The sequence below is a fragment of the Plantactinospora solaniradicis genome, from assembly GCF_042658085.1.
In the GTDB taxonomy this organism is placed as follows: Bacteria; Actinomycetota; Actinomycetes; order Mycobacteriales; family Micromonosporaceae; genus Plantactinospora; species Plantactinospora solaniradicis.
Genome location: NZ_JBHSPR010000001.1, coordinates 623,323 through 647,797, shown reverse-complemented (window position 1 = coordinate 647,797; position 24,475 = coordinate 623,323). Strand labels below are relative to the sequence as shown.

The following is a 24,475-nucleotide window of genomic DNA, read 5'->3' as shown; positions in this document are numbered from 1 at the left end:
AGCGGGCGGTGACGCTCCGGCGGAGCGGGTTCAGCCGGAGGCGTCCAGCCGGTGGACCAACTCGGCCACGTCCACGCCGTACTCGTACCACTCCCGGTCGGCCTGGAACCCGAGGTCGGCGTTGACCGCCCGCATCGACTCGTTGGTCTGGGCGTTCCAGGTCTGCACCTCGGAGAGCTTCGGCTCGGCCGAGCGCAGCTCGAAGAGCATCCGCGCCTTCATCGCCCGGTCGATGCCGTAGCCCCGGTGTTCCTGGCCGACGATGGTGTCGTACTGGTCGGCCCGGGTCGGGTGCTGGGCCGGCACGACGACCTCGGTGAGACCGGCGACGACGCCGGTCTTCTCCTCGATCGCCAGCACGATGTACGGCTTCATGCCCCGCCGGTGCAGGCAGCCCAGGCTGTCCCGCAGCCGCTGCGGATCGTACGAACTCGGTCGCAGGTCCAGGTCACCGTCGTCGATGTCGCGTACCTCGGCCTTGGCCATCGCGTACGCCTCGATCAGGTCCTCCGGTGGCCCGCCCGGGCAGAACTCCAGCCGGTATCCCGTGCCGATGCCCTGGGCCATGTCGCCGAGGGCGTCCCAGTCCACCGTGGACAACCGCAGGACGCTGCGCGCCTCGACGTACTCCTGGGCGAAGCCGAGGCTCTCGTAGAAGGCCACCGCCGGAGTGCCGCCGATGACCTCGACGCCCATCAGCCGGAAGCCCTCCTGGTACGTCCGCCGGGCCGCCGTGGCGATCAACTTGCGGCCCAGGCCCCGGCGTCGGGCGGCCGGATGCACCAGCACCTCCAGCACGCCGATGTCACCCAGGAGCAGTACGTGGGTGTGCCCGAGGATGCGGCCCGGCTGCCCGTCGGCCGAGGGGTCCTCCTGGATGACCCACGAGATGCGGCGTTCGCCGGGCATCACCTCGCAGAGGTATTCCCGGAGCAGACCGTTCTCCCACAGCGGATCCTCCGGAAGGTCGGCCGCGAAAACCGCATTGATCGCGTCCAGGAACGACTCGATCTCGGCGGCCGGGGCGGTCCGGGGATCCCACTCGCGCACCATCACCCGTCTAGCTTGCCGTTAACCGCAGCCTGGCGAAAGTGCCCAGTTCTTCAATGTACTGGGGCCATTACGCTAAGTTCTGCTGTCCGTGCCGTACTTGTTGGCCGTGTCGAAGACGGATTGGGCATATGGCCGCACGTCATTGTAGGAAAGGATGGCGTTCCACCAGTCCGAGGCGACCGACAGGTTGCGGCCGCCCTTGCACAGATAGTTACCGGCCGCCAAGGCCGCGTCGTCGATGCTGTGCGGGTTCTTCACGCCGTCGCCGTCGGCGTCGGCCCCGTCCTGGGCCCAGGTGGTCGGGATGAACTGCATCGGACCGACCGCCCGGTCGTACGTGGTGTCCTGGTCCAGATCGCCGTCCTCGGTGTCCATGATCCGCATTCGGCCGCCGTTGCCGTCCAGCGGCAGTCCGATGATCTCCGGAGCCGCCACCCCGTTCGCCCCCAGAACGGCCCCGTTGGCACTTCCGTGACCGGACTCGACCTTCCCGATCGCCGCCAGCGTGGTCCAGCGCAGTACACAACCGGGCATCGACTGGCTGAGGCGCAGCTCGGCGTAGCCGTACGCCTGCATGGCCACCGCCGGAACGCCGACCTTGCTGCCCACCTGACTCGCCCAACCGGCCAGGACGTCGGACGGGCGCCCGCCGACCGCGTTCCAGGGCGGCGCCGGCACGGTCGGGGTGCCCAGCGGCGGCCCGGTCGGCAGGCCCGAGGGCAGGCCATCCGGACCGGTGGGGAAGCCGGGCCCGCCCAGCTCCGGTAGCGGGGTGCTCGACGTGGCTGCCGCATCGACCGGTCGGGGAGCCCGTGCGGTCGCCGGAATCAGGAAGGCGCCCGCGGCGCCGGTCCCGGCGACCAGGGCGAACAGCAGCAGTGCGGGCAGGGTGAGCCGGCCGCTGGGGCGCCGGGACCAGGCCCGTACCGACCGTGTCCCGGCGACCGCGGCCGCGCGGGGTGACGGCCAGCGGCGGACCGCGTGCGCGAACGGCACTCGGATCCGGCGGTTCACCCCGGCCTGCCCGACGGCCCGCACATCGAGGTCGATGACCGTCTCCGCAGGCTTCCCGTCGGCCTTGGTCGCCGGCGTCGTGCCCGGCTCGGTCGCCGGTTTCGTCTCCGGGGCGGTGCTCGGCGTCGCGCCCGCCTCGGTGGTCGACTTCGGTCCCGCCTCGGTTGCCGGGGTCGCGCCCGGCTCGGTCGCCGGCTCCGGCTCGGTGCCCGGCTCGGTTGCCGGCCTGCTCGCCCCGGCCTCGGTCGCGGCGGCGGTGGTCGTGGCCGCCGCCTCGGTCGCGGGAGCGGTGGTCGTGGCCGCTGCCTCGGCGGCGGTGGTGGTCGCCCCGGACCCGGCGGCGGTGGTGGTGGTGGCCGTGCCGGATCCCGAGGTCGAGGGCTCCTTGATCGGGATGTCAGCGGTCGCCGGGGACGACGTCGGCGTGGACTCCGGCCCGGACGTGGCGGTGGGCTCCGGATCGGGCTCGGCGACAGGCTCGGATTCGGCCCGGGGCCGCGGCACGGTGGCGGGCGCCGGATCGGGAGCGGGCTCCGGATCAGGAGCGGCACCCGAACTGGCCAACGGCCCGTCGTAGAAGGGGACGGCAGGCCTCAGGGGTCGCGTCGTCGATGTCTCCTCGCGGTCCGCCACCCGTCGAGTATTACCCATCGGCCGGAGAACGTCAGGTCTGGCCGTACGCTGTTCACATGCCCCGGTACGAGTTCCGTTGCCGCGCCTGCGGCGACACCTTCGAGATCAACCGGCCGATGGCCTCGGCCTCGGCGCCAGCGTCCTGTCCCCAGGGACACGACGACACGGTCAAGCTACTGTCGACGGTCGCCGTGACCGGTCGCGGTGGCTCGGCGGGCGCGGCTCCGAGCGCCCCCACGGGCGGCGGTTGCTGCGGCGGCGGTTGCGGCTGCTGACACCACCGGTCGACCGTCCGGGCCGGGCCCCCTCCCTACCGGACGGTGAGGACGACTCGCGACCGTGATGTCGGTTTCGTGGCACAGTCCCCGGTTAGCACCTTGGTACGGCGTCGCCCGTCCGTTCCTACGATGGGCCAGAGCATGAATATGCGGCAGCATGAACGCGACTTCCAGGGGGCGGGAGGTTCCACGCATGTCAGCACGGATCCACCTGCCGAGCGGGCTGGTGACGTTCATGTTCACCGACATCGAGGGCTCCACGCGGCTGGCCCAGATGCTCGGTTCCGGCTACCGCCCGGTACTCAGCGAACACCGGCGCCTGCTCCGGGCGACCCTGGCCGCCAGTGACGGGACGGAACTCTTCACCGAGGGCGACTCGTTCTTCGTCGCGTTCGCCGACGCGTCGGCCGCGCTCGACGCCTCGCTGGCCGCCCAACGGGCGCTGAACAGCCACGAGTGGCCGACCCCGGAGGCCACCCCACGGGTCCGGATGGGGCTGCACACCGGCCACGCCGAACCGCTCGCCGGGGAGTACGCCAGCGCGGAGGTGCACCGGGCCGCCCGGATCGCCGCCGCCGCGCACGGCGGCCAGGTGCTCTGCTCCGGCGCGACCGCGCGGTACGCCGCACCGTTGCCGCCCGGGGCGTCCCTGCTCGACCTCGGGTTGCACCGGTTGCGCGGGTTCGACGACCGGGAGCGGCTGTTCCAACTGATCGCTCCGGGCCTGGAGCGCCAGTTCCCGCGCCCTCGGACCGCCGACGCGATCCCGCACAACCTGCCGACCCAGGTCACCTCGTTCGTGGGCCGGAAGGTGGAGCGGGCCGAGCTCGACCACCTGATCGACGACCACCGGCTGGTGACCGTGGTCGGTGCGGGCGGGGCCGGCAAGACCCGGCTGGCGGTCGAGCTGGCCGGTGGCGTGGTCGAGTCCTACCCGGACGGAGTCTGGTTCGTCGACATCGCCACGGTGACCGACCCGGGTCTGGTCGCCTTCGCGGTCGCCGCCGTGCTCGGCCTGCGGCCGGAGCCGGGTCGGCCGATGCTGGAGACCCTGGTGGAGTTCGCCGCGTCCCGCCGGATGCTGGTGGTGCTGGACACCTGCGACGCCCAGCCGGCCGCCTGCGCCGACGTGATCTCGCGGTTGCTCGCCGGTGGCAGCGGCGTACGGGTGCTGGCCACCAGCCGGGAATCGCTCGGCCTGCCCGGCGAGGTCATCTGGCGGATCCCGCCACTGTCGGTCGACCCGGCACCCGGCGGTGGCCCGAGCGAGGCGGTCACGCTACTGCTCGACCGTACCGCCGCCGCCCGGGGCGGGCGTCGGGCGGGACCGGCCGAGTCGGCCGACCTGCAACGGGTGGTGACCCGGCTGGACGGGCTGCCGCTGGCGATCGAACTGGCCGCGGCCCGACTCCGGGTGCTCTCCGCCAGCCAACTCGCGGAACGGCTGGACGACGTGCTCGGCGCGCTCGACGCGGGGCGGGACGACGTCGAACCCACCCCGGCGGCGAGCCGGAGTTGGGTCGCCAACCAGCAGGACACGGTCGACCTGGCGGCGGCGGCCCGAGGCGTGGCGCCACCCCCGGCGGCGCGGGCGGTACAGCGGTCGGCAACCCAACGGCACGTGACGATGCAGGCGACGGTCACCTGGTCGTACCGCACCCTCGGGCCCCGGGCGGCCCGGCTGCTGCGTTGGCTGGCGGTCTTCTCCGGCCCGGTGGACCTGGCAACGGTGGAGTGGCTGCTCGACGACGATCCGCTCGATCCGCTGTCGGTGCTGGTCGACAAGTCGATGATCCAGGCCGAGCCGAACGTCTCCGGCAGCACGTACCGGATGCTCGACCCGATCCGGGCGTACGCGGCGCGCCGGCTGGTCGACGCGGGGGAGGAACAGACCGCCCGGGACCGGCACGTCGCCTGGGCCCTGCACGCGTTGCAGCGGGCCTACCTCGGCCCGGACGACCGGCCGGTCACCCTGTCCCTGTACGCGCTGGATCCGCTCGCCGACGAGATGCGCGCCGGACTGCGCTGGACGGTCACCGGAGGCAGCGCCCGGCAGGGACTGCAACTGGCCAGTGGGCTCGACGAGTGGTGGCGGGAGCGGGGGCTCGCCCGCGAGGGGCGATTGTGGCTGTTCCGCCTCTACGGTCGGATCGCCGAGACCGGTGAGCAGATTCCGGAGGCGGAACTCGCGGCGGCGTACCACATGCACTCCCAGCATGCCGGCGCGGACGGCGAGTTCGCCGAGGAGCTGCGCTTCTCGCAGCGGGCCGAGTCGGCCGCCCGGCAGGCCGGCGACATCGGCCTGCTCGTCCGGGTCCTCGCCGGCCGGGCCGCGCCGCTGATCGACATGGGACGGTTCGCCGAGGCCGAGCGGGTGTGCCGGGAGGTGATCGCCCAGGCCGATGCCGAGAGCGTGGCCGGGGAGGCGCTGCTCGCCGTCTACAGCCTGGCCGAGCTGCTGTGGCGCCGGGGGGCGTTGGACGAGGCGGCCGACCTGCTCGGGGCGGCCCGGCCGGTGGAGGCGGCCCGGCCGACCGATCGGGGCAAGCGCTCCGTCGACATGCTTCTCGGCATGGTGGCGCTGGCCCGGGGTGACCTGGTCGCCGCCCATGACCACCTGGTCGTCGCCCTGCGGTCGCGGATGAGCTACGGCTACCTCGCCCGGGCCTGCGACACGGTGAACGCGATCGCGGTGCGCTGCGCGGGCGGTGGAGATCCGAGGGCGGCGGCCCGGCTGTTCGGCGCGGCCCAGTTGACCCGGTCGGCGATGCGCTGCACTCCCGGCACCTTCGGGGCGTACTGGATCCAGGAGCAGTCCACGCTGCGGGCGGTGATGGGGGATACGGCGTTCGACACGGCGTACGCCGCCGGTGCGGAACTGACCCTCGAAGAGGCGGCGGCGGTGGCTCTCGAGGTCGACCATCCCGATCTGGCCGACGGCTCGATCCGGTTCGCCAACGTCGAGACTCCGGCCCCGCGTCCGCGCCCCCGGGAACCTCTCGACGCTCCGCACGAAGGCGGCTGAGGCATTCGTGCGGGAAGGGCTTCCGTCTTTTCATTGTGCTCGGAATCGGGGACCGATATCTGATCTTGATAAGAGCGTCGTCCGGTATGGTGGCGCCCCGCTTCCGTCGCCTCTTCGCGCTGTTCGGGTTAATTTCCGGCTGAAGCACGTCGTAACAACCGAGACATGTGCTATTCGTGCGACCGGTGTCGGAGACGGCGATGCCCCCGTACCCCGGTCGGGTACGGGAGCATCGGGGTAGCGGTAATCAGTGTTGCTTGGCGAGGCCGACGAACGAGCGCCACGCCCGGGTGTCAAACGTGAGGACGGGTCCACCGGGGTCCTTGCTGTCCCGGACCCCGACCACGTCCGACAGGTTGTCCGCCACCTCTACGCAGGCACCGCCGTTACCGCCGGAGCGGGTCGACTTGCGCCAGCTGGCACCGCTTAAGTCCATATCCTTGACACTTCCTTGATCAGCTCGAGCGATTGTTTGACGGGAAGGGCATAATTTCGGACGACCTCCCACATCCGAGCTAGTCTAGCAATTTCGCCCGCCTCGTCCACTATCTGAGCTTTGAGTTGGTTGTCGGCATATCCAACTCGTTTGTCGTCCGGCATTTCCGCGATGATGAACTGCCCAGCCAGCCCGAGATACATGCCTGTCGTCGCCGGGACCACCTGGATCTGGATGTGGTCCAGCGCGGCCAGCTCGATGATCCGCTCGACCTGCTCGCGCATCAGCCCGGCCTGGTCGGGCACCGGTCGGTGCAGCACCGCCTCGTCGACGACCGAGATGAGCTGCGGTGGCACCTCCTGATTGAGGATCGCCTGCCGAGCCAGCCGCGAGGCGACGTGCCGGTCGATCTCCTCGGCGGTGAACCGGCCGCCCGCCAGGGTCGCCCGTGCGTACGCCTCGGTCTGCAGCAGCCCCGGTACGTAGGCCGGCTCGAACCAGCGCAGCAGCACCGCTTCCCGTTCGATCTCAAGCCAGTCGCGCAGCCAGATTGGCGCGGTATCAAAACTGGCGAGCTTAACCAATAGCCGGGTGTACGCCCCGCCCGTCTGGAACGCCTTGTCCACGGCGGCGACGTAATCGCCAGTGGGTGGCCGGTGCCGTGTTTCCACCGAGCTGACGTGCGTCGGAGAGAATCTGACTCGGTGCGCCCACTCCTCTTGGGTCATGGACCGGGATGTTCGTGCCTCGATCAACTCCTCGACCAGAAGGTCCACCGCAGCGCCCATCTACGCGTCCTCCACTCGAAATGTGTCAGCAACTCCTCAGCCCACTCGCGACTACGCACATCAGAGTTTCGAACTGCGCAAACAGGCCGGTTGTCTAGCGACATTAAATCCATCCACACAAGACTGTCATCAGCGGAACCGCTCGGGGTCGAGTGGGACGGGCGGAACCGCCGGGGGGACCGCCCGGGGCGGGCACCATGCGGGCGGTCCCCCGCTTCCCAGATCACGTGGCGAAGAGGGGGTCGCGAAATGAGCTGGCTACGAGATACACCGGATCGGCACCGCCGGGACTGGCGACGACTGTGGCGGTACTGCCGGTGTGGTCTCCGGTGGGGGTGCCCCAACTGGGAGGCTGTGGCGGCGCTGGCTCCGGCTCCGGCTCCGGAGGCACGGCCCGCCGATGCGCAGGTGGCCCCCGCCCGGCCGGCCCGCGTGCGGACCAGAAACCAGCGGTATGCGTGGGACGACTCCACCGGTCATCTTCCGGCCCGGGTCGACCCGGCCACCTCCGTCAGGACGGTCCGGGATCCGAGCGCCGCGCCATGACCCGATGACCGACGCCTGCCCGGGACGCCGGGTGGCGGCGGTCGCCGATCGGGATCGAATCGGCCCGGCGCCGGGAGGGGTCCCGGCGGAGAAGTACGCGCGGTGCCTGGGCCGGGCGGAAACCGCGCCTCGACATTATCCGTAACCAGCTTGGGACCGGCGCCGACGGCAACCGGCGCCGGTCCCAAGCGAATCAGGCGTTCGGTACGGAGGTCAGCGAGCCGAGGCCGCTGCTGCCGCCGCGGCCTGCCGCTCGCCCTCGGCCTTGAGCTTCGCCGCCTTGTCCAGCTCCGACTGGGCGATGATCACGGAGCCGAATACTCGTACGGCCTGGTAGTAGGTCCAGGCGAGGCTGTAGCAGGCTGGCCGGACGAAAGCGTTGTACGTCGCGCAGGACCGCCGCAGATCCTCGTAGAAGGCGCTGTCCAGCCGGGCCTTGTTCGGGTCGAACTGACCCACGGATTTGTAGTTGCGGTATCCGAAGTCGTGCCGGTAGCAGGAGAGCTCGAAGTTGAATCCGAGCGGGTTGTCCGGGCTGGACGAGCAGTAGTCGGTGGTCCAGTTGAACGCGTATTCGGCCCACGCGCCCTGATTGGTCCGGGCCGAGTTCCAGGCGTTGTAGCTGCCGACGCTGGTCTGGGTCCAGTTCGACAGGACGGAGAGCTTCTGCTCCAGGGTGACGGCGGCGGCGGGCGAGGCGAAACCGAGGATCGCCAGTACGGCCAACGTACTGGCCGCCAGGGTGGTGAGCAGGCGACGGGGCATGAGTTACCTCCGGTACGAGGGGCACCCCTCGTGAGGGTGCCCGGAGCGGGGACGGACTGTCACCGATCGGGTGATCTAGATGAATGACAGTCTGGAGGAATCGTTGCCCGCCGATCTCTACGCAAGCTTTATTTTCGTTGACAGGCGCCAGAACAGGCGAATGCTCCGGGTGTCGAACCCCGGAGCATTCGCCTGTCAGGCCCGGTAAGCCCAGGTCAGCGTGTGACGAACCACGGTGGGCTGGGCTGGCTCTCGCCCGCCAGCCGGTCGAGCGCGGTCACGTAGTAGCTGTACCGCCGGCCGGGCTCGGCGGTGTCGTCCAGGTAGGACTGGGTCGATCCACCGGTCGCCCGGACGGTGCCGACAAGGTGGCCGGCGTCGGCGAAACCACACGTACCTGCCAGGCTCAGCCCGTCGAACCGGTAGATCGCGTACGACGTCGCGGTGCCGAACGGCCCGAGCCCGTTGGCCGGCTGCCACCAGCGCAGCCTGACCCCGTCGTCCTGCCGGGCGGCGCCGGTCAGCACCGGGAACATGAGGGGCTTTGCCGGCAGGTGCGACATGGTCGGGATCAGGGCGGGCCGGGAGTAGTGTGCGGCGGCGTAGACGTCGGTGGCGCCGAGCCGGTTGGCCCGGACCTGGACCGCGCTGAAGTGGACGTTCCCCGCCACCTGCGGGTAGTCCCGGTTGAAGGTCAGGTGCCGGGACATCTCGGTGGGGTCCTGCCACGGCGCCGGCTGGGCCGGGTCGGCGATCTTGTAGTCGGCCTGCCCGACGTAGAGCTGCACCCGGGTGCCGGCCACCACCTCCGACCACCAGGGCACCAGCTTGGCGTAGTCGGCCACGGTGAACCCGATGTTCCAGTAGACCTGCGGCACGATGTAGTCGATCCACTCCTCCTTGACCCACTTGCGGGTGTCGGCGAAGTTGGCGTCGTACGACTGGGTGCCGTTGGTCTCCGAGCCGAGCGGGTCGGCCGCCTTGTTACGCCAGATGCCGAACGGACTGACCCCGAACTTCACCCACGGCTTGACCGCCTTGATCCGCTGGCCCATCTCCCGCACCAGCAGGTCGATGTTGTTCCGCCGCCAGTCCGCCTTGCTGGCGAAGCCGGCGCCGTACCGTTCGAAGGTGGCCTGGTCGGCGAAGTCCTGCCCGGCCACCGGGTACGGGTAGAAGTAGTCGTCGAAGTGCACGCCGTCGATGTCGTACCGCTTGACCGCGTCCAGCATGGCGGTCTGGACGAACTGGCGTACCTCGGGGATGCCCGGGTTGTAGTAGAGCCGCGAGCCGGCCGCGTTGACCGGGTAGGCGACGGCCCAGTCCGGGTTGTTCCGGGCCGGGTGTCCCGGTGCCAGCTTGTTGACGTCGGCGCCGGCGCCGTCCGGCATGGAGATCCGGTACGGGTTGAACCAGGCGTGGAATTCGAGGTTGCGCTTGTGCGACTCGGTGACCAGGTACGCCAGCGGGTCCCAACCCGGGTCCTGTCCGCGTACCCCGGTCAGGTACTCCGACCACGGCTCGTGCGGGGACGGCCAGAACGCGTCGGCGGTCGGTCGAACCTGCACGATCACGGCGTTGTGGTTGAGCCGTTCGGCCAGGTCGAGCCACCCGGCGTACTCGGCCTTCTGTGCGGCGATCCGGTCCGGGGCGGTGTAGGACGCCTTGGTGGGCCAGTCGATGTTGACAACGCTGGCGATCCACATGGCCCGGAACTGCCGCTTGGGTGTCGCGGGGTCGGTCGAGCAACCGGCCGTGCCGGTCGTGACGGCTCCGGTGGCGGTGGCGGTGTCAGCTATTGGCGCGGCGGTCGCGGGCGCGGCGACGGCGGCGAGCGAGCCGAGCAGCGCTACGGCCAGCCCGGCGGCTCTGAGCCGATATGGCTTCATGCGGTGCGTCCCTTCGTTGGGCTCCCGGTGACGGGTGGGCACGGCGGCCCCGCCCTCGGCGGTTTGTGCCGATGCGTTTATGCCGCTGGAAGGAAATTTTCACACCGCTCGCGTCGCGCGCAAGCCCTCAATGGACCGTGGACGGACGACGTACGACCATCAATCGCGTCCCCGCAGTGCCGTGACCCGGACCAACGCCTCGATCCGGCCCTGCGCCGCCCCCTCGTGGTCGAGCTGCTCGCCGACGATCCAGACCCACTCGTCCTGGTAGTAGTGCGAGATGTCGTGCAGGACCCGATCGACCCGCAACCGGAGTGGACGACCGCCGTACCGCCAGTCTTCCTTGTCGAGCTGAAGTACTGTCCCGGTGGCCAGGTCGGGAACTGTGGGCAGCGTGGTCACGGCACCTCCAGGCGGCGTGGGAGATGTGGTGGGCGCGGTGGATGGGGCCGGGTATGACCGCATCTGACGTCACAGAGTGCATATCCAGCGGTACCCAGCGCAATCTATCTAACCAAAATTTCACCCGTATGCATGGCAAGCCGGAAAGCCGTGCCACCCCGATGGGACCCGATCCGGGACGAGGGCGATCGCGGTGGAATGATCCGGGCTATGTTGTGGGCGTGCGGGCGGGGGCGGCGATGAGGCAGGGTGCGTCGTGATCCACTTTCCGGCCGTACGCCGGGGGCCACTACGGGCGTTGAGTGTTCGGCTGCTCGCCGCGCTCGGTCTCGTACTGTTGATCGTCGGCGTCGTCTACCTCGACCGGGACGGCTACCGCGACGTCAACGAGGACGGGCTGACCCTGCTCGACTCCTTCTACTATGCGGTGGTCTCCCTCTCGACCACCGGATACGGCGACATCACGCCGGTGACGAGAGGCGCCCGGCTGGTCAACGTGCTGGTTGTCACCCCGGCCCGGGTGCTGTTCCTGATCATCCTGGTCGGCACCACCCTGGAAGTCCTGACCGAGCAGTACCGCACCAGCCTCCGCTTGACGCGGTGGAGGAGGACCGTGAAGGACCACGTCATCATCTGCGGCTACGGCACCAAGGGCCGTAGCGCCATCTCCGCACTGCTCGAAACCGGCTTCGACAAGCAGCGGCTCATCGTCGTCGAGCGCGGTTCCGCGGCGGTCCGACAGGCCACCTCGGCCGGACTGGTGGTGGTGGAGGGGAACGCCACCCGGTCGTCGGTGCTGAACGAGGCACACGTCAAGAACGCGAAATCCGTGATCATCGCGACCGACAGCGACGAGGTCTCGGTGCTGGTCACCCTGACCGTACGCCAGCTCACCGCCGGGCAGGTCAGGATCATCGCCGCCGCCCGGGAGGCGGAGAACGCCCCGCTGCTCCGGCAGAGCGGGGCGCACCACGTCATCGTCTCGTCGGCGACCGCCGGTCGACTGCTCGGCGTCTCCACCTCCGCCCCGCCGCTGATCGACGTGGTGGAGGACCTGCTCACCCCGGGCCAGGGCATGGCGCTGGCCATGCGCTCGGCCAGCCGGGACGAGGTCGGCGTCTCGCCACGGAAGCTGGAGGCACTGGTCATCGCCCTGGTTCGGCGCGGCAAGGTGGTCTCACTGGCGGACCAGGCCGCGACCGCCATCGAGACCGGCGACATGTTGGTGTACGTCCGGGACGACCGGCCCAGTTCCGGCAACGGGCACACCGACCGCGCGGCCGACCGGGGCTCGGACCAGAACCGCTGACCGAGGGGCCCGCTGACCGGAACCGCTGACCGGCGAGTGCGCCGGTCAGCGGGTCGGGGTTCGGTCGGGCCAGCGGGTGCTCTAGAGGATCGTCCAGGTGTCGCCGCTGCTCAGCAGGCCGGCGAGCTGCTCCTCCGGCGTACCGGTGGCCTTGGCCCGGGCCGAGGCGACCTGGGTCTGGACGATGCTGTCGTAGGAGGGACGACGCACGTCCCGGAAGATCCCGATCGGGGTGTTCCGCAGGTCGAAGCCGGGCAGCCGGGAGAGCGCGAAGGCGTACGCCGGCTCGTCCACCGTCGCGTCGTGCACGACGATCTCGTCCGTCGGCACACCGGCCGTCTCCCGTACCTCCAGCCCGAACGCGCCCGGCGGGTGTACGACACAGAACTGGCCGTCCTTGCCGAACGTGATCGGCTGACCGTGCTCCAACCGGATCAGGTAGTCGTCCCGGGTACCCGGGTCCTTCAACTCGTCGAACGCGCCGTCGTTGAAGATGTTGCAGTTCTGGTAGATCTCCACGAACGCCGACCCCTCGTGCTCGGCGGCGGCGCGGAGCACCGACTGAAGGTGCTTGCGGTCCGAGTCGATGGTCCGGGCCACGAAGGTCGCCTCGGCGCCCAGGGCCAGCGACAGCGGGTTGAACGGCGAGTCCGCCGAGCCGACCGGGGTCGACTTGGTGACCTTGCCGACCTCGGACGTCGGGGAGTACTGCCCCTTGGTCAGCCCGTAGATCCGGTTGTTGAAGAGCAGGATCTTGAGGTTGACGTTCCGGCGCAGCGCGTGGATCAGGTGGTTGCCACCGATCGACAGCGCGTCGCCGTCACCGGTCACCACCCAGACCGACAGGTCCGGACGGGACACCGACAGCCCGGTGGCGATCGCCGGTGCCCGGCCGTGGATCGAGTGCATGCCGTAGGTGTTCATGTAGTACGGGAACCGGGACGAGCAGCCGATGCCGGAGACGAAGACCGTCCGCTCCCGGGGAATCTGGAGCTCGGGCATGAACGACTGGACCGCGGCCAGGATCGCGTAGTCCCCGCAGCCGGGGCACCAGCGCACCTCCTGGTCGGACTTGAAGTCCTTCGTGGTGAGCTTGAGGGCGACAGGCTCAGGCATTCTTAACGACCTCCTCCAGCATGCTCTCCAGCTCGGTGGAGGTGAACGGCAGTCCTCGGACCTGGTTGTAGGGAATCGCGTCGACCAGGTAACGGGCCCGGATCACGTGGGCCAGCTGACCGAGGTTCATCTCCGGGATCACCACCCGCTCGTACCGGCCCAGCACCTCGCCGAGGTTGGCCGGCAGCGGGGCCAGGTGTCGCAGATGCGCCTGGGCCACCGGCAGGCCGCGCTGGCGCAGCGCACGGCAGGCCGCGCCAATCGGCCCGTACGTCGATCCCCAGCCGAGCACCAGCACCCGTGCGTCCGAGTCCGGATCCTCCACCTCGACGTCCGGCACCTTGATCGCCTCGATCCGGGCCGCCCGGGTCCGGACCATGAAGTCGTGGTTCGCCGGGTCGTACGAGATGTCGCCGGTCTTGTCGGCCTTCTCCAGGCCGCCGATCCGGTGTTCCAGGCCCGGCGTGCCGGGAATCGCCCACGGCCGGGCCAGCGTCGCCGGGTCGCGCAGGTACGGAAGGAAGGTCTTGCCGTCCTCGCCGTTCGGCTCGGTGGCGAACTCCACCCGCAGGTCCGGCAGCGAGTCCACGTCCGGCAGCAGCCACGGCTCGGAGCCGTTGGCCACGTAGTTGTCGGACAGCAGGATCACCGGGGTCCGGTGGGTCAACGCGATCCGGGCCGCCTCGAGAGCCGCGAAGAAGCAGTCGGACGGCGAGCGCGGGGCGATCACCGCGATCGGCGCCTCGCCGTGCCGGCCGTACAGCGCCATGTTCAGGTCGGCCTGCTCGGTCTTGGTCGGCATGCCGGTGGACGGTCCGGCCCGCTGCACGTCGACGATCACCAGCGGCAGCTCCAGCGCCACGGCGAGGGAGATCGTCTCGCCCTTGAGCGCCACACCGGGGCCGGAGGTGGTGGTGACGCCGAGCGCCCCGCCGTACGACGCGCCGAGCGCCGCCCCGATGGCCGCGATCTCGTCCTCGGCCTGCATCGTGGTGACGCCGAACCGCTTGTGCTTGCTCAGTTCGTGCAGGATGTCCGAGGCCGGGGTGATCGGATAGGCGCCGAGGAACACCGGCAGCCCGGACCGGACACCGGCGGCGACCAGGCCCAGCGAGAGCGCGGCGTTGCCGGTGATGTTCCGGTAGGTGCCCGGGTTCATCTTGGCCGGCTTGACCTCGTACCGGACGCCGAAGTCCTCGGTGGTCTCGCCGAAGTTCCAGCCGGCCTTGAACGCCGCCGTGTTGGCCGCGACCAGCTCCGGCCGGGCCGCGAACTTGCGCTCCAGGAACCGGATCGTCGAGGCGTACGGACGGGAGTACATCCAGGAGAGCAGGCCGAGCGCGAACATGTTCTTAGCCCGCTCGGCGTCCTTCTTCGAGACGTCGTGCTCGGCCAGCGCCCGTACGGTCATCGAGGTGAGCGCGACCGGGTGCAGCGCGTAGCCGTCCAGCGAGCCGTCGTCGAGCGGACTGGCCTGGTAACCCACCTTGGCGAGGTTGCGCTTGGTGAACTCGTCGGTGTTCACGATGATGTCGGCGCCGCGGGGCAGGTCGGCCAGGTTGGCCTTCAGCGCGGCCGGGTTCATCGCGACCAGGACGTTCGGCGCGTCGCCGGGGGTCAGGATGTCGTAGTCCGCGAAGTGCACCTGGAAGCTCGACACCCCGGGCAGCGTGCCGGCGGGGGCGCGGATCTCCGCGGGGAAGTTGGGTAGCGTCGAGATGTCGTTGCCCAGTTGTGCGGTTTCCGAGGTGAATCGGTCGCCCGTGAGCTGCATACCGTCGCCGGAGTCCCCGGCGAACCGGATGACCACCCGATCCAGTTGTTGGACCTGCTTGCTCACAGCTGCACCTCGCTTCGCTCAGCCCGGTGGGACAGGCTGAGCTCAGGGGTGACCTCGCCTTGCTCGGCCACGTGTCCTCCTTGAGCGCCGGTGGCGGGTTGGCGGTGGTGAGGGGCCGGGCCCGCTCCAGTCCTTCATTGCAGAGCCTACGTCGATCGTTAGGTGATCCTTGCCCAAGGTCCGTCGTATGGGACGCTGTGATGGGAGTATTAGCGTGCTTTCGCCCCACCCGGAAACCTGTGTCGTTATCCAGATCACCGAATTTCGGACGCCGAATTCTGCGGGGCGGAAACTGGACCGGGAATCCGCGGGAACCCGACGTGGCCCCAGGGGCCGGTAAGCTGCCGGGCATGACCGGATACCTGGGGTCGTACGCGACGCTGGGGCTGCTGCTGCTCGCCAGCGTACTGGTCTTCGTCGGGGCGTTCTCCGCCAACCGGGTGCTCCGACCGGCCCGCCCCGCCGACCCGGTCGGCAAGCGGACCAGCTACGAGTGCGGACTCGATCCGGTCGGTAGCGACTGGGCGCAGATGCAGATCCGCTACTACGTCTACGCCTACCTGTACGTCCTCTTCGCCGTCGAGGCGGTGTTCCTCTTTCCCTGGGCCGTGGTGTTCGACCGGCCCGGCTTCGGCGTCACCACGGTCGTCGAGATGGCCGTCTTCGTCGGGGTGCTCGCCCTCGGCATCCTCTACGCCTGGCGCAAGAACATCCTCCGCTGGACCCAGTGACGCCGATCTGACCCGGCCGACGGTGCGGCCCGGGCCCGCCGCCGGTCAGGCCAGCCCGCGCCGGGACACGGTCGGCGGTCGGTCGCCCCGGATCGACGCGACCATGTCGAGCAGTCGCCGGGTCGGCCGGACCTGGTGGGCCCGGAACACCCGGGCGCCCAGCCAGGCCGACACCGCGGTCGCCGCCAGGGTGCCCTCCAGCCGCTGGTCGACCGGCAGGTCCAGGGTCTCCCCGATGAAGTCCTTGCTGGACAGGGCCACCAGTACGGGCCAGCCGGTGTCGGACATCTCGGCCAGGCGCCGGGTGATCTCCAGGGAGTGCCGGGTGTTCTTGCCGAAGTCGTGCGCGGGATCGATCAGGATGCCGTCGGGGCGTACCCCGAGCCGGACGGCCCGGTCGGCGAGCCCGGTCACGGTCTGGAGGACGTCGGTCATCACGTCGTCGAACGCCGCCCGGTGCGGGCGGGTACGCGGGCTCAACCCGCCGGCGTGCGAGCAGACCAGACCCACCCCGGTCGCGGCGGCGACCTCGGCGAGCGCCGGGTCGGCGCCGGACCAGGTGTCGTTGAGCAGGTCCGCTCCGGCGGCGACCGCCTCGACCGCGACCTCGGCCCGCCAGGTGTCGATCGAGATCACCAGCTCGGGAAACTCGGCCCGGACCGCGGCGATGGTGCCCACGGTCCGGCGGATCTCCTCCGGTACGTCGACCTCGTTTCCCGGCCCCGCCTTCACCCCACCGATGTCGATGATCTCCGCGCCCTCGGCCACGGCCTGCTCGACGGCGCGCAGCGCACTGTCGGCGGCGAAGGTCATGCCGCGATCGAAGAACGAGTCCGGAGTGCGGTTCACGATCGCCATCACGGCGAGTTCCCCGGGCGCGAACGTGCGCCGCCCCAGCCGAAGCCCGTTCGCCATCCGGTCCTCCTGTCGATTTTCCCGCGCTGCTGACGCTAGTCGGCGACGTACCGTCGTACCGGTCAGGGCGGCCCGGTCGATGTCCCGGGTAGTGGGCCGGGTTCACGTCCGGCGAATATTCAGCGGGGTGGCGGGGTCGCCCCGCCCGCCTCGCCATGCCACCATCGGCGGATGGGTCAGGTTCTGCTCCTCTTGGTCGTGGCGTTGACCGTCGCGGCGGTGGTCTTCGGCGTAACGGTGCTGGTTACCGGCTCTGATCAGGGGCTGGGGACCGCCGAGCCCGATGGTCGGGCGGTGCCACTGCCCGGCAACCGGCCGTTGCTGGAGACCGACGTCGGGCAGGTCCGGTTCGACACGGCCGTCCGGGGTTACCGGATGGGCCAGGTTGACCAGGCGCTGCGCCGGGCGGCGTACGACATCGGCTACAAGGACGAGTTGATCGGGGTTCTTCAGGCGGAGGTCACCGCGCTGCGTGAGGGGCGCCTCCCCGACGCCGAGGCGCTACGCCGGGCCCGTGAGGCAGCCCTGGCGCCGGCCGGGGTGTCCGCCGCCGCGCCGGCCGCCGGCGCCCGGCCCCTCGGAACGGGACCCGGACCGGTGGACGACGAGCCGACCGGTGGCGCCCCGTCGGCCTACGCCGCCACCACCGCCACTGACACGGCCGTCACCGCCGGGCCCGGCCCCGCCGCACCCGGTCCGCTCGAACCGGCCGATCGTGTCGAACCGGCCGATCGCGGCGGGCCGGTGGACCGTACCGGGGCGGCCGACCGTGCCGGGGACGAGCGGCCGGACGAGGACGGCGACGCCGCGGCGGCGACCCGACCGATCCGGTCCGGCGGATCGGTGATCGAGACCGAGGACGGCGAGCTGGCGGCGCCGACCCAGGTGGTGCGACCGGGTGCCGGCGCGGCCGCGGGGTCGGAGACGGCGGCGACCGGGCCGGCCACCGAGGTCGAGGCCGACGACGACACCGCTACGGTGCTGACCCGACCGATGCAGTCGTCCGGGGCACCGGGGCCGGCCGGGGCGACGGCCGAGGACGGGACCGGGGACGAGAACGCCGCGACGAAGCCGGTCCGGCGACCGATGCGGGCGTCCGGGCCAGCGGAGCCGAGCGGACCGGCGGAGCAGTCGGAGCGAAAGTGAGCGCCATGGGCCCCAGCGGGCCAGGCGGGCCAGGCGGCCGAGGCGGGCCAGGCGGGCCAGGCGGGCAGAGCGGTCCGGAGGCGAACGGTTCGGGTCCCGGCGGCGGCTCGGGTCCCGGCGAGGGCTGGGATCCGAACGGTGGAGCGGTTCCGGCGTCCGGCGCGGACCCGGACGGGGCGGAGGGACTGCGGGCGGCGGCCCAGCCCGGTGCCGGCGAGGTCACCGCGACCGTCATCGTCGCCGCCCCGGCGCCCCGGGTGTTCGCCGCCCTGACCGCCTGGGAGCGCCAGGGCGACTGGATTCCGTTCACCCGGGTCCGGTTGGTCGAGGGCGACGGCGGCGAGGGCAGCCTCGTCGAGGCGGTCACGTCGGTCGGGCCGGCCGTGCTCCGCGACGAGATGCGGGTGGTCCGGATGGACCCGCCGTACGAGGTACGGGTGGTGCACTGCGGGCGCCTGTTGCGCGGCCCCGGGGTACTGCGCTGCACCCAGATGGACCGGGACCGGACCCAGGTGGTCTGGCACGAGTGGTTCCACCTGCCCGGCGGTCCGGCCGCCCGGCTGGCCTGGCCGGTGCTCTGGCCCGGCTCCAAGGTCGGTCTCACCCAGGCGCTGAAGCGGTTCGCCCGACTGGTGGAGCAGGGCCGGCTGCCCTGACCGGTTTCCCTACCGCCGTCCCCGGGGTGCCTGGTCGGCGGCAGGTTGTCGGGGCCCTGACCTACCGTTGTTGCCGTGACTGATCTGGTGACCGGCGTCGACGGCCTGGCCCGCTGCGGCTGGGGCGCCAGCACGCCCGACTACGCCGCCTACCACGACGAGGAGTGGGGCAGGCCGCTGCACGGCGACGACGCCCTCTACGAGCGGCTGAGCCTGGAAGCGTTCCAGTCTGGCCTCTCCTGGCTCACCATCCTGCGGAAACGACCGGCCTTCCGGGCCGCCTTCCACGGATTCCAGTTGGCGACCGTCGCCCGGTACGACGACACGGACGTCGCCCGGCTGATGAACGACGTCGGGATCGTACGGAACCGGGCCAAGATCGAAGCGGCGATCGCCAACGCTCGGGCCGCACTGGAGCTTCCGGACGGGCTGGCGACGCTGCTCTGGTCCTTCGCCCCCGCCGCCCGGCCGACCCGGCCACGGTCCTTCGCCTCGGTGCCGGCCATCACCACCGAGTCGACCGCCATGGCGAAGGCGCTCAAGAAGCGGGGTTTCCGTTTTGTCGGACCCACCACCGCCTACGCGCTGATGCAGGCCACCGGAATGGTGGACGACCATCTCGACGGTTGCCACGTGAAGCCGCCGGCCGCCGCCGTGATGGGATAACCGGATGAGGCAGTGGGATGAGCGGACCGACCGGCTCGGCGGGCAGGAGCCGCGGGGCGGGTCGGAGCGCGGCGGAGTGCCGGCATGAGCGAGGCTGGCCCGGCCGGAGCGTGGGCGGTGGTCATCCCCGGTGAGCGGTACGAGGCCGAGCGGCTGTTCCACCACGACACCCTGGAGCTGACCGGCCTGGGCGGCGGAGTCCGGCCCGGTCCGGGCGACCCCGTGCTGGTCGTACGCGACGAGCAGCCGCCCTCCGTGGTGGCGCTCGGCCGGGTGGTGGCGGCCGACGGGATCCAGGAGCGGGATCCGGACGATCCGCAGTCCGGGCCGGAGGAGGGCGCCGCGCTGGCGGTGACGTACACCCGGCAGGTGTTCGAGGCGCCGGTGCCGGCCGACCGGCTCGCCCTCGACGGCCCGGTGACCCGGATCGACCCGGCGGTCTACCACGAACTGGCCGGACGGATCGGACCGGCGCCGGATCGCCGGGGCTGGCTGGTCAGCCTCGACATCCCGATCGAGGCGGCGTCACCGGCCGAGGCGGTCCGGCTGTTCTGGGCGTACGTGCAGGAGTTGGGGCCACGGGAGCTGCCCGCCTTCGTCGCCCCGGTCGACGACGAACTCGCGATGCAGGCGTTCGTGCTCGGCGTCGAGGCCAACCAGGATCCCGAAGAGGAGGACTGAGCGGTCTTCGGCCGGCTCGGACCCGGCTGGCTCGGCTCGGACCCGGCCGGCAGCCCGAGGGCGACCGCCAGGGTCGGCGCCTCGGGCGGCCGCCAGGCCGACTGGTGGGGAGCCCAGTCAGGCCAGTACGTCGGGCAGTCGGCCCGGCCAGCGGCCCAGCACCTGGCCCGGGTCGGTGTCGAGCACCCGTTCCAGCAGCGTCGCGTAGACGTCCCGGAAGTCGGTGGTGAAGCGCAGGTCGCCGTCGTCCAGCTCGGTCAGGTTCGGTGCCTCCCCGTACAGGCCGCCGCGCACTCCGGCACCCATCAGGAAGACGTCCGAGGCGGTGCCGTGGTCGGTACCGTCCGAGGCGTTGGCCCGGACCCGCCGACCGAACTCCGAGTAGACCGCCACCACCACCTTGCGGCCGGCGTCGGTGCGGGCCATCCGGTCGAGGAAGCCGGACAGCGCCCGGTCCACCTGACCGAGCAGTACGGCCTGGAGCTGCTTCTCGTCGGCGTGGGTGTCGAAGCCGCCCAGTGAGACCGAGAAGACCCGGCTCGACACGCCCACCTCGACACACTGCGCGACCAGGTCCAGTTGGGCCTGGAGCGAACTACGCGCACCGCCGGTGGCGGTTGCCGCCGGCTGTTCCTCGGCGTCGGCGTTCTCGGCCTCCTCGGCCGCGGCCTCGCGTACCTCGGTGATCATTTCGTCCACGGCGCGCAGGTCGGCGAAGCAGGCCGCCGCCCGGGCCTGGCCAGCCGGTTCGCCCGGTTCCGCCGCCGCGAGCGAGGCCAGCGTCTTGTCGCCGAACGGGCGGCGGGCCTGCCGCCCGGTGACCGGTACGGCCGCTCCGGCGCTGCGGGCACCGGCCAGCAGCGGGGGCAGGGTCGGCTCGAAGGACACCGCGAGCCGAGGGTCCCCGCCCGCCCCGTCCAGCCAGCGGCCGAGCCAGCCGGTGTGCTCGGGTCGGTCGGGTCGGGCGGTCTGCCAGATGTCCATCGAGCGGAAGTGGCTGCGGTCGGGTGTCGGATAGCCGACACCCCGGACGATCGCGAGCCGGCCGGCGGTGAACAGCCCGTGCAATCCGGTCAGCGCCGGGTTCAGCCCGACCTGGTCGTCCAGCCGCTTCACCTCCTCGGCCGAGTACGCCAGCTCGGGGCGGGCGTCGTGGTAGGCCGGGTCGGCGTACGGGACGACGGTGTTGAGGCCGTCGTTGCCGCCGTACAGGGTGACCAGAACCAGCGTACGGCTGTCCTGGTCGCGGTCACCGGCCGTGTCGAACAGGTCGGACAGGCCGTACGCCGTGGCGCCGGCCGCGAGCGCGCCCGCTCCCGTCACGCCGCTGGCGATCAGGAATTTGCGCCGGGTCAGGATGTCCATTCGTTCGTCGCCTCCCGGTCAGCAGACGGTGTACTCGGGGCTGATCAACCCGGCGGCGAGCAGTCGCTCCGGGTTGTCGGCCAGGGCGGCCAGGGCGGTACGGGTACGGGCGGTCCAGCGGTCCACCACGAGCAGCCGGGCCAGCGCGTCCGGGCGTCCGGCCTGGGGCGCGGCGGAGAGTCCCTGGACGACGGCCGGTGTCGCCGCCCCGGCGAGCAGGGTGGCCAGGCGCATCCGGGCCTGCAACGACGAGGTGGTCAGCCAGGCTTCGCCGGCCGGCCAGCCGCCGACGCTCGGCGGGCGCAGCGGCACCTGGTCCATCCCGGCCAGCCGGTTGGACAGCTCCTTGCGTTCCTTCTCGGCCAGCCTGCTGGGCCGGACCCCGAGCTGACGCATCGCGCCGACGATCCACTCCACCGGCTGTTTGACCAGTTGGCCGCGGGTCTGGGCGAAGGCCGGAGAGGTGAAGATCGCCCGCAGGGTCCCGGTGGTGCCGCCGGTCGCGGCGGCGGCCAACGAGTCCGGCGGTGCGGTGTCCTTGCCGGCGAACCGGAACCAGAGCCGGGCCGCGACGAAGGCACCGGCCTCGGGTCGGGCGGCCAGCAGCCGGGCGTACGAGTCGGCGTCGAACGCGGCGGTCTGCCCGAGGATCGTCTTCTCGCCGGGATCGTGCCGGCGGGGCACGAATCTGGCCTTCGCCGCGCCCCGGTCGACCTGCCAGCCGGTCAGCGCCCGCGCTCCGGCCTTCACGTCCGCCTCGGTGTAGTTGCCGATGCCGAGGGTGAACAGCTCCATCAGCTCCCGGGCCAGGTTCTCGTTCGGGGCGGCCCGGGTGTTCTTCTGACCGTCCAACCACAGGATCAGGGCCGGGTCCCGGACCATCGCCCGGACCAGCGTCTCGAATCCGTCCCGGCCGTGCGCCCGGAACGTGTCGAGCTGACCGAGCATGAGCTGGGCGGACTTGACCTTGCGGACGCTGGTCGCCCAGTGTCCGTGCCAGAAGAAGACCAGCTTCTCGGTCAACTGGTGGTCGGCGGCGACCATCCGGTCCAGCCACCAGTCGGCCAACCGCCGGGCCTGTTCGGCCCGCTCCCGCTGCGCCTGCTGGCGCTGCTCCCGGCTGGGCTTCTTGTCGATGCCGGCGAAGGGGTCGGCGCCCAGCCGGGGTGCCGGGGTGGCCGCCGCACCGGCGTCACGCCCGGTCGGGGAGAGCAGCCTGTCCAGCGTCGCCGCCACCCCGTCCCGTTCGGCCGCGTCCACCTCGGCGGCCGTGGGCCCGAAGGTGGCGCGGCGCAGCAGGTGTGCGACAGCGTCCCGATCGACCATGCCGCGAACCATAGGACACCGATGTACGAGGCTCGTAAAGATCAGGATCGGGCCGGGTCTGCCTCGTCCCCGGCCCTCGGTCCTGCCTCAGGCCCGGCCCGGTCAGCGGCCCTCGAACGCCGCCCGGCGCTTGGCCACGAACGCGGCGGTGGCGGCCCGGTGGTCGGCGGTGGCGCCACAGATCGCCTGCGCCTGCGCCTCGGCGGCCAACGCCTCCGACAGGGTGCCCGCGTCGCCGACCGAGAGCTGCCGCTTGATCGCCCCGTACGCCACCGTCGGCCCCGCCGCGAGCCGGGCGGCCAGCTCCTGCGCGGTGGGGAGCACCAGTTCGTCGTCCACCAACCGGTTGAGCAGGCCGAGTCGGTGCGCCTCGTCGGCACCGACCGGCTCGGCGAGCATCAGCAGCTCGACCGCCTTGGCGTGGCCGACGAGGCGGGGCAGCGACCAGGAGGCGCCCGTGTCGCCGGCCAGGCCGACCTTGGCGAAGGCGAGCAGGAAGCTCGTCCTGGGACCGCCGATCCGGAAGTCGGCGAGGAAGGCCAGCGACGCGCCGGCTCCGGCGGCCATGCCGCGTACCGCCGCGATCACCGGTTTGGGCAGGCTGGCCAGCCGGGCCGCGATCGGGTTGTAGTGGATCCGGACGGTACCCAGCGGATCGGTGTTGCCGGACTCCAGCGTCGCCGCGTGTTCCCGCAGGTCCTGACCGGCGCAGAAGGCCGCTCCGGCACCGGCGAGCACCACCGCCCGGCAGGACCGGTCGTGCTCCAGTTCGGCGAGGGTGTCGCGGAGCGCCTCCTTCAGCGAGACGTCCAGTGCGTTCATCGCGGTTGGACGGTTGAGGGTCAGCGTCACCACCGAATCGGAGCGGTCGATGAGCAACGATTCGGTCACGGTCGTGGACCCTTCTGTCGGGCGATCCGGCTGGAGCTGTCGAGGCACTGCTCGACGAATCGGTCGGCAGCCGGGCGGAGCCGGGCGGCGTGCCGGTCGAAGAACGCCGCCGCGCTGGTCCCCGGCCACCGCTCGGGCAGCAGCGCGGGGGGCAGTTGCGGGTCCCGGAAGAGGAAGGTACGCCATGCGTGCACCAGCCTGAACCGGGCGGCGTACGCGTCCTCGTCGCAGCTGCGTACGGTCACCGAGGCGAGCAGTGGGCGCTGGCCGGAGACGAATTCCTGGTACGCGTTGGCGATCTCGTCGAGGTCCCAGGCCCGTCGGACCACCCCCATCGCACCGGGAGTGCCGGCGGTGTGTGCGGCGGTGAACCGTTCGTACCGCACTCCGGCCTCGGTGAGCAGGCCGTCCACGTCCTCACCGGGGCGGGTGGCGACCCAGTTCTGCTCGTCGAGCATGCCGTAACCCAGGTAACTCAGGTTGGCGGCGAGGCGCTGGCGGTCGCGGCGATTTGTCGCTGTTTCGAGCACGATCATGTCGAACCGCCCGTCCCACCCGATTTTGGTGGTTCGGTAGATTCTGGCAGCGGCCTCGTCCAATCTCCGGGCGGCTCTTGGAGTGAGCAGATAACCCGGTCCAGCGCTGAGTCGGAGCGGGTGCAGCCAACCCTGACGAACCATCCGCGAAACCGCCGTACGGACCGCCGGTGCGGCGATCCCCAGCGGGGAGAGTAGTTTGACCAGCGCGGAAACCGGTGCGCGACCGCCCCGGGAACGGAGGTAGTCGCCATACAGGTCGAAGAGTGCCGACCGTGCCTGCATGACCGCACATTGTGACACCCCTTCTCAAGATATGCTAGATGCTGTTACATCAGTGCTGGTTCGGTTTGGGCTCGGCGGTGTTCATCAGGGAAAATCGTTGGTCGGCACCGCGGCCTTGAGCGCGGTGATGCTGACCAAATGGATGTGGGGCAACCCACCGACCCTGGTGAAGGTCTGAGGGGA

General features: G+C 71.1%; 21 protein-coding genes and 2 pseudogenes. 9 read left to right on the top strand and 14 right to left on the bottom strand.

Translation table 11 applies throughout. The annotated features are described in order from the left end of the window. Positions 1 to 30: 30 nt before the first annotated feature. Both ACFP2T_RS02960 and ACFP2T_RS02955 read right to left on the bottom strand, forming a co-directional pair. A complete protein-coding gene (locus tag ACFP2T_RS02960) occupies positions 31 to 1,053 on the bottom strand; it encodes a GNAT family N-acetyltransferase (protein ID WP_377417865.1) in 1,023 nt (340 codons plus the stop codon). A gap of 72 nt (positions 1,054 to 1,125) precedes the next feature. Then, positions 1,126 to 2,352: pseudogene (locus ACFP2T_RS02955) on the bottom strand (lytic transglycosylase domain-containing protein); the annotation flags it as partial. Positions 2,353 to 2,756: 404 nt separating this feature from the next. On the opposite strand from ACFP2T_RS02955, the gene ACFP2T_RS02950 reads away from it, so the two are divergent. Beyond that, positions 2,757 to 2,975 (top strand): FmdB family zinc ribbon protein, encoded by a 219-nt coding sequence (locus ACFP2T_RS02950; RefSeq protein WP_377416925.1) that lies wholly within the window; start codon positions 2,757 to 2,759, stop codon positions 2,973 to 2,975. Positions 2,976 to 3,171: 196 nt separating this feature from the next. Further along, on the top strand, positions 3,172 to 6,003 hold the full coding sequence (locus ACFP2T_RS02945) for an adenylate/guanylate cyclase domain-containing protein (protein ID WP_377416923.1): 2,832 nt from the start codon (positions 3,172 to 3,174) through the stop codon (positions 6,001 to 6,003). 247 nt (positions 6,004 to 6,250) lie between these two features. Here the strand turns inward: ACFP2T_RS02945 and ACFP2T_RS02940 are convergent, their stop codons facing one another. From ACFP2T_RS02940 to ACFP2T_RS02920, 5 genes are all read right to left on the bottom strand, one after another. Beyond that, entirely contained in the window at positions 6,251 to 6,439 is a 189-nt protein-coding gene (locus tag ACFP2T_RS02940) for a DUF397 domain-containing protein (RefSeq protein ID WP_377416921.1), read from the bottom strand. Next, positions 6,430 to 7,227: a helix-turn-helix domain-containing protein gene (locus ACFP2T_RS02935; RefSeq protein ID WP_377416919.1), complete on the bottom strand. Its 798-nt coding sequence runs from the start codon at positions 7,225 to 7,227 to the stop codon at positions 6,430 to 6,432. Before ACFP2T_RS02935 ends, ACFP2T_RS02940 begins: the two co-directional genes overlap by 10 nt. A 759-nt stretch (positions 7,228 to 7,986) precedes the next feature. Beyond that, positions 7,987 to 8,538, bottom strand: a complete 552-nt coding sequence (locus ACFP2T_RS02930; protein WP_377416917.1) for a phospholipase — start codon at positions 8,536 to 8,538, stop codon at positions 7,987 to 7,989. A gap of 215 nt (positions 8,539 to 8,753) precedes the next feature. After that, positions 8,754 to 10,427: a glycoside hydrolase family 10-like protein gene (locus ACFP2T_RS02925; protein WP_377416915.1), complete on the bottom strand. Its 1,674-nt coding sequence runs from the start codon at positions 10,425 to 10,427 to the stop codon at positions 8,754 to 8,756. A 159-nt stretch (positions 10,428 to 10,586) separates the two neighbouring features. Continuing rightward, complete coding sequence (locus ACFP2T_RS02920; RefSeq protein WP_377416913.1) at positions 10,587 to 10,829, bottom strand: hypothetical protein; 243 nt, start codon at positions 10,827 to 10,829, stop codon at positions 10,587 to 10,589. A gap of 256 nt (positions 10,830 to 11,085) precedes the next feature. Here ACFP2T_RS02920 and ACFP2T_RS02915 point away from each other — a divergent pair, with 256 nt between their 5' ends. Then, entirely contained in the window at positions 11,086 to 12,138 is a 1,053-nt protein-coding gene (locus ACFP2T_RS02915) for a potassium channel family protein (protein ID WP_377416911.1), read from the top strand. A gap of 81 nt (positions 12,139 to 12,219) precedes the next feature. On the opposite strand, the gene ACFP2T_RS02910 is transcribed toward ACFP2T_RS02915, so the two are convergent. After that, a complete protein-coding gene (locus tag ACFP2T_RS02910; protein ID WP_377416909.1) occupies positions 12,220 to 13,254 on the bottom strand; it encodes a 2-oxoacid:ferredoxin oxidoreductase subunit beta in 1,035 nt (344 codons plus the stop codon). Then, a complete protein-coding gene (locus ACFP2T_RS02905; protein ID WP_377416907.1) occupies positions 13,247 to 15,094 on the bottom strand; it encodes a 2-oxoacid:acceptor oxidoreductase subunit alpha in 1,848 nt (615 codons plus the stop codon). The genes ACFP2T_RS02910 and ACFP2T_RS02905 overlap by 8 nt, the downstream gene beginning before the upstream one ends. A 350-nt stretch (positions 15,095 to 15,444) precedes the next feature. On the opposite strand from ACFP2T_RS02905, the gene ndhC reads away from it, so the two are divergent. Next, positions 15,445 to 15,825, top strand: a complete 381-nt coding sequence (gene ndhC / locus ACFP2T_RS02900) for an NADH-quinone oxidoreductase subunit A (RefSeq protein WP_196200289.1) — start codon at positions 15,445 to 15,447, stop codon at positions 15,823 to 15,825. A 45-nt stretch (positions 15,826 to 15,870) separates the two neighbouring features. Here the strand turns inward: ndhC and folP are convergent, their stop codons facing one another. Further along, positions 15,871 to 16,740, bottom strand: coding sequence for a dihydropteroate synthase (gene folP / locus ACFP2T_RS02895; RefSeq protein ID WP_377416905.1), 870 nt, complete (start codon positions 16,738 to 16,740; stop codon positions 15,871 to 15,873). 171 nt (positions 16,741 to 16,911) lie between these two features. Between folP and ACFP2T_RS48095 the strand changes: the two are divergent. From ACFP2T_RS48095 to ACFP2T_RS02875, 4 genes and pseudogenes are all read left to right on the top strand, one after another. Continuing rightward, positions 16,912 to 17,269: pseudogene (locus tag ACFP2T_RS48095) on the top strand (DivIVA domain-containing protein); the annotation flags it as partial. Between the two features lie 802 nt (positions 17,270 to 18,071). Beyond that, on the top strand, positions 18,072 to 18,542 hold the full coding sequence (locus ACFP2T_RS02885; RefSeq protein WP_377417863.1) for an SRPBCC family protein: 471 nt from the start codon (positions 18,072 to 18,074) through the stop codon (positions 18,540 to 18,542). A 75-nt stretch (positions 18,543 to 18,617) separates the two neighbouring features. Next, positions 18,618 to 19,208: a DNA-3-methyladenine glycosylase I gene (locus tag ACFP2T_RS02880; RefSeq protein ID WP_377416903.1), complete on the top strand. Its 591-nt coding sequence runs from the start codon at positions 18,618 to 18,620 to the stop codon at positions 19,206 to 19,208. An 84-nt stretch (positions 19,209 to 19,292) separates the two neighbouring features. After that, on the top strand, positions 19,293 to 19,889 hold the full coding sequence (locus ACFP2T_RS02875; RefSeq protein ID WP_377416901.1) for a hypothetical protein: 597 nt from the start codon (positions 19,293 to 19,295) through the stop codon (positions 19,887 to 19,889). A gap of 117 nt (positions 19,890 to 20,006) precedes the next feature. Here ACFP2T_RS02875 and ACFP2T_RS02870 read toward each other — a convergent pair whose 3' ends face one another. The 4 genes from ACFP2T_RS02870 to ACFP2T_RS02855 form a co-directional block, all read right to left on the bottom strand. Next, on the bottom strand, positions 20,007 to 21,254 hold the full coding sequence (locus ACFP2T_RS02870) for a DUF1501 domain-containing protein (protein WP_377416899.1): 1,248 nt from the start codon (positions 21,252 to 21,254) through the stop codon (positions 20,007 to 20,009). 18 nt (positions 21,255 to 21,272) lie between these two features. After that, positions 21,273 to 22,580 (bottom strand): DUF1800 domain-containing protein, encoded by a 1,308-nt coding sequence (locus ACFP2T_RS02865; RefSeq protein ID WP_377416897.1) that lies wholly within the window; start codon positions 22,578 to 22,580, stop codon positions 21,273 to 21,275. Between the two features lie 102 nt (positions 22,581 to 22,682). Beyond that, a complete protein-coding gene (locus ACFP2T_RS02860; protein WP_377416895.1) occupies positions 22,683 to 23,471 on the bottom strand; it encodes an enoyl-CoA hydratase-related protein in 789 nt (262 codons plus the stop codon). Continuing rightward, complete coding sequence (locus tag ACFP2T_RS02855; protein ID WP_377416893.1) at positions 23,468 to 24,292, bottom strand: PaaX family transcriptional regulator; 825 nt, start codon at positions 24,290 to 24,292, stop codon at positions 23,468 to 23,470. The genes ACFP2T_RS02860 and ACFP2T_RS02855 overlap by 4 nt, the downstream gene beginning before the upstream one ends. Here ACFP2T_RS02855 and ACFP2T_RS02850 point away from each other — a divergent pair. Beyond that, on the top strand, positions 24,291 to 24,470 hold the full coding sequence (locus ACFP2T_RS02850) for a hypothetical protein (protein WP_377416891.1): 180 nt from the start codon (positions 24,291 to 24,293) through the stop codon (positions 24,468 to 24,470). The two genes, ACFP2T_RS02855 and ACFP2T_RS02850, sit on opposite strands and share 2 nt — an antisense overlap. The last annotated feature ends 5 nt before the right edge of the window (positions 24,471 to 24,475 follow it).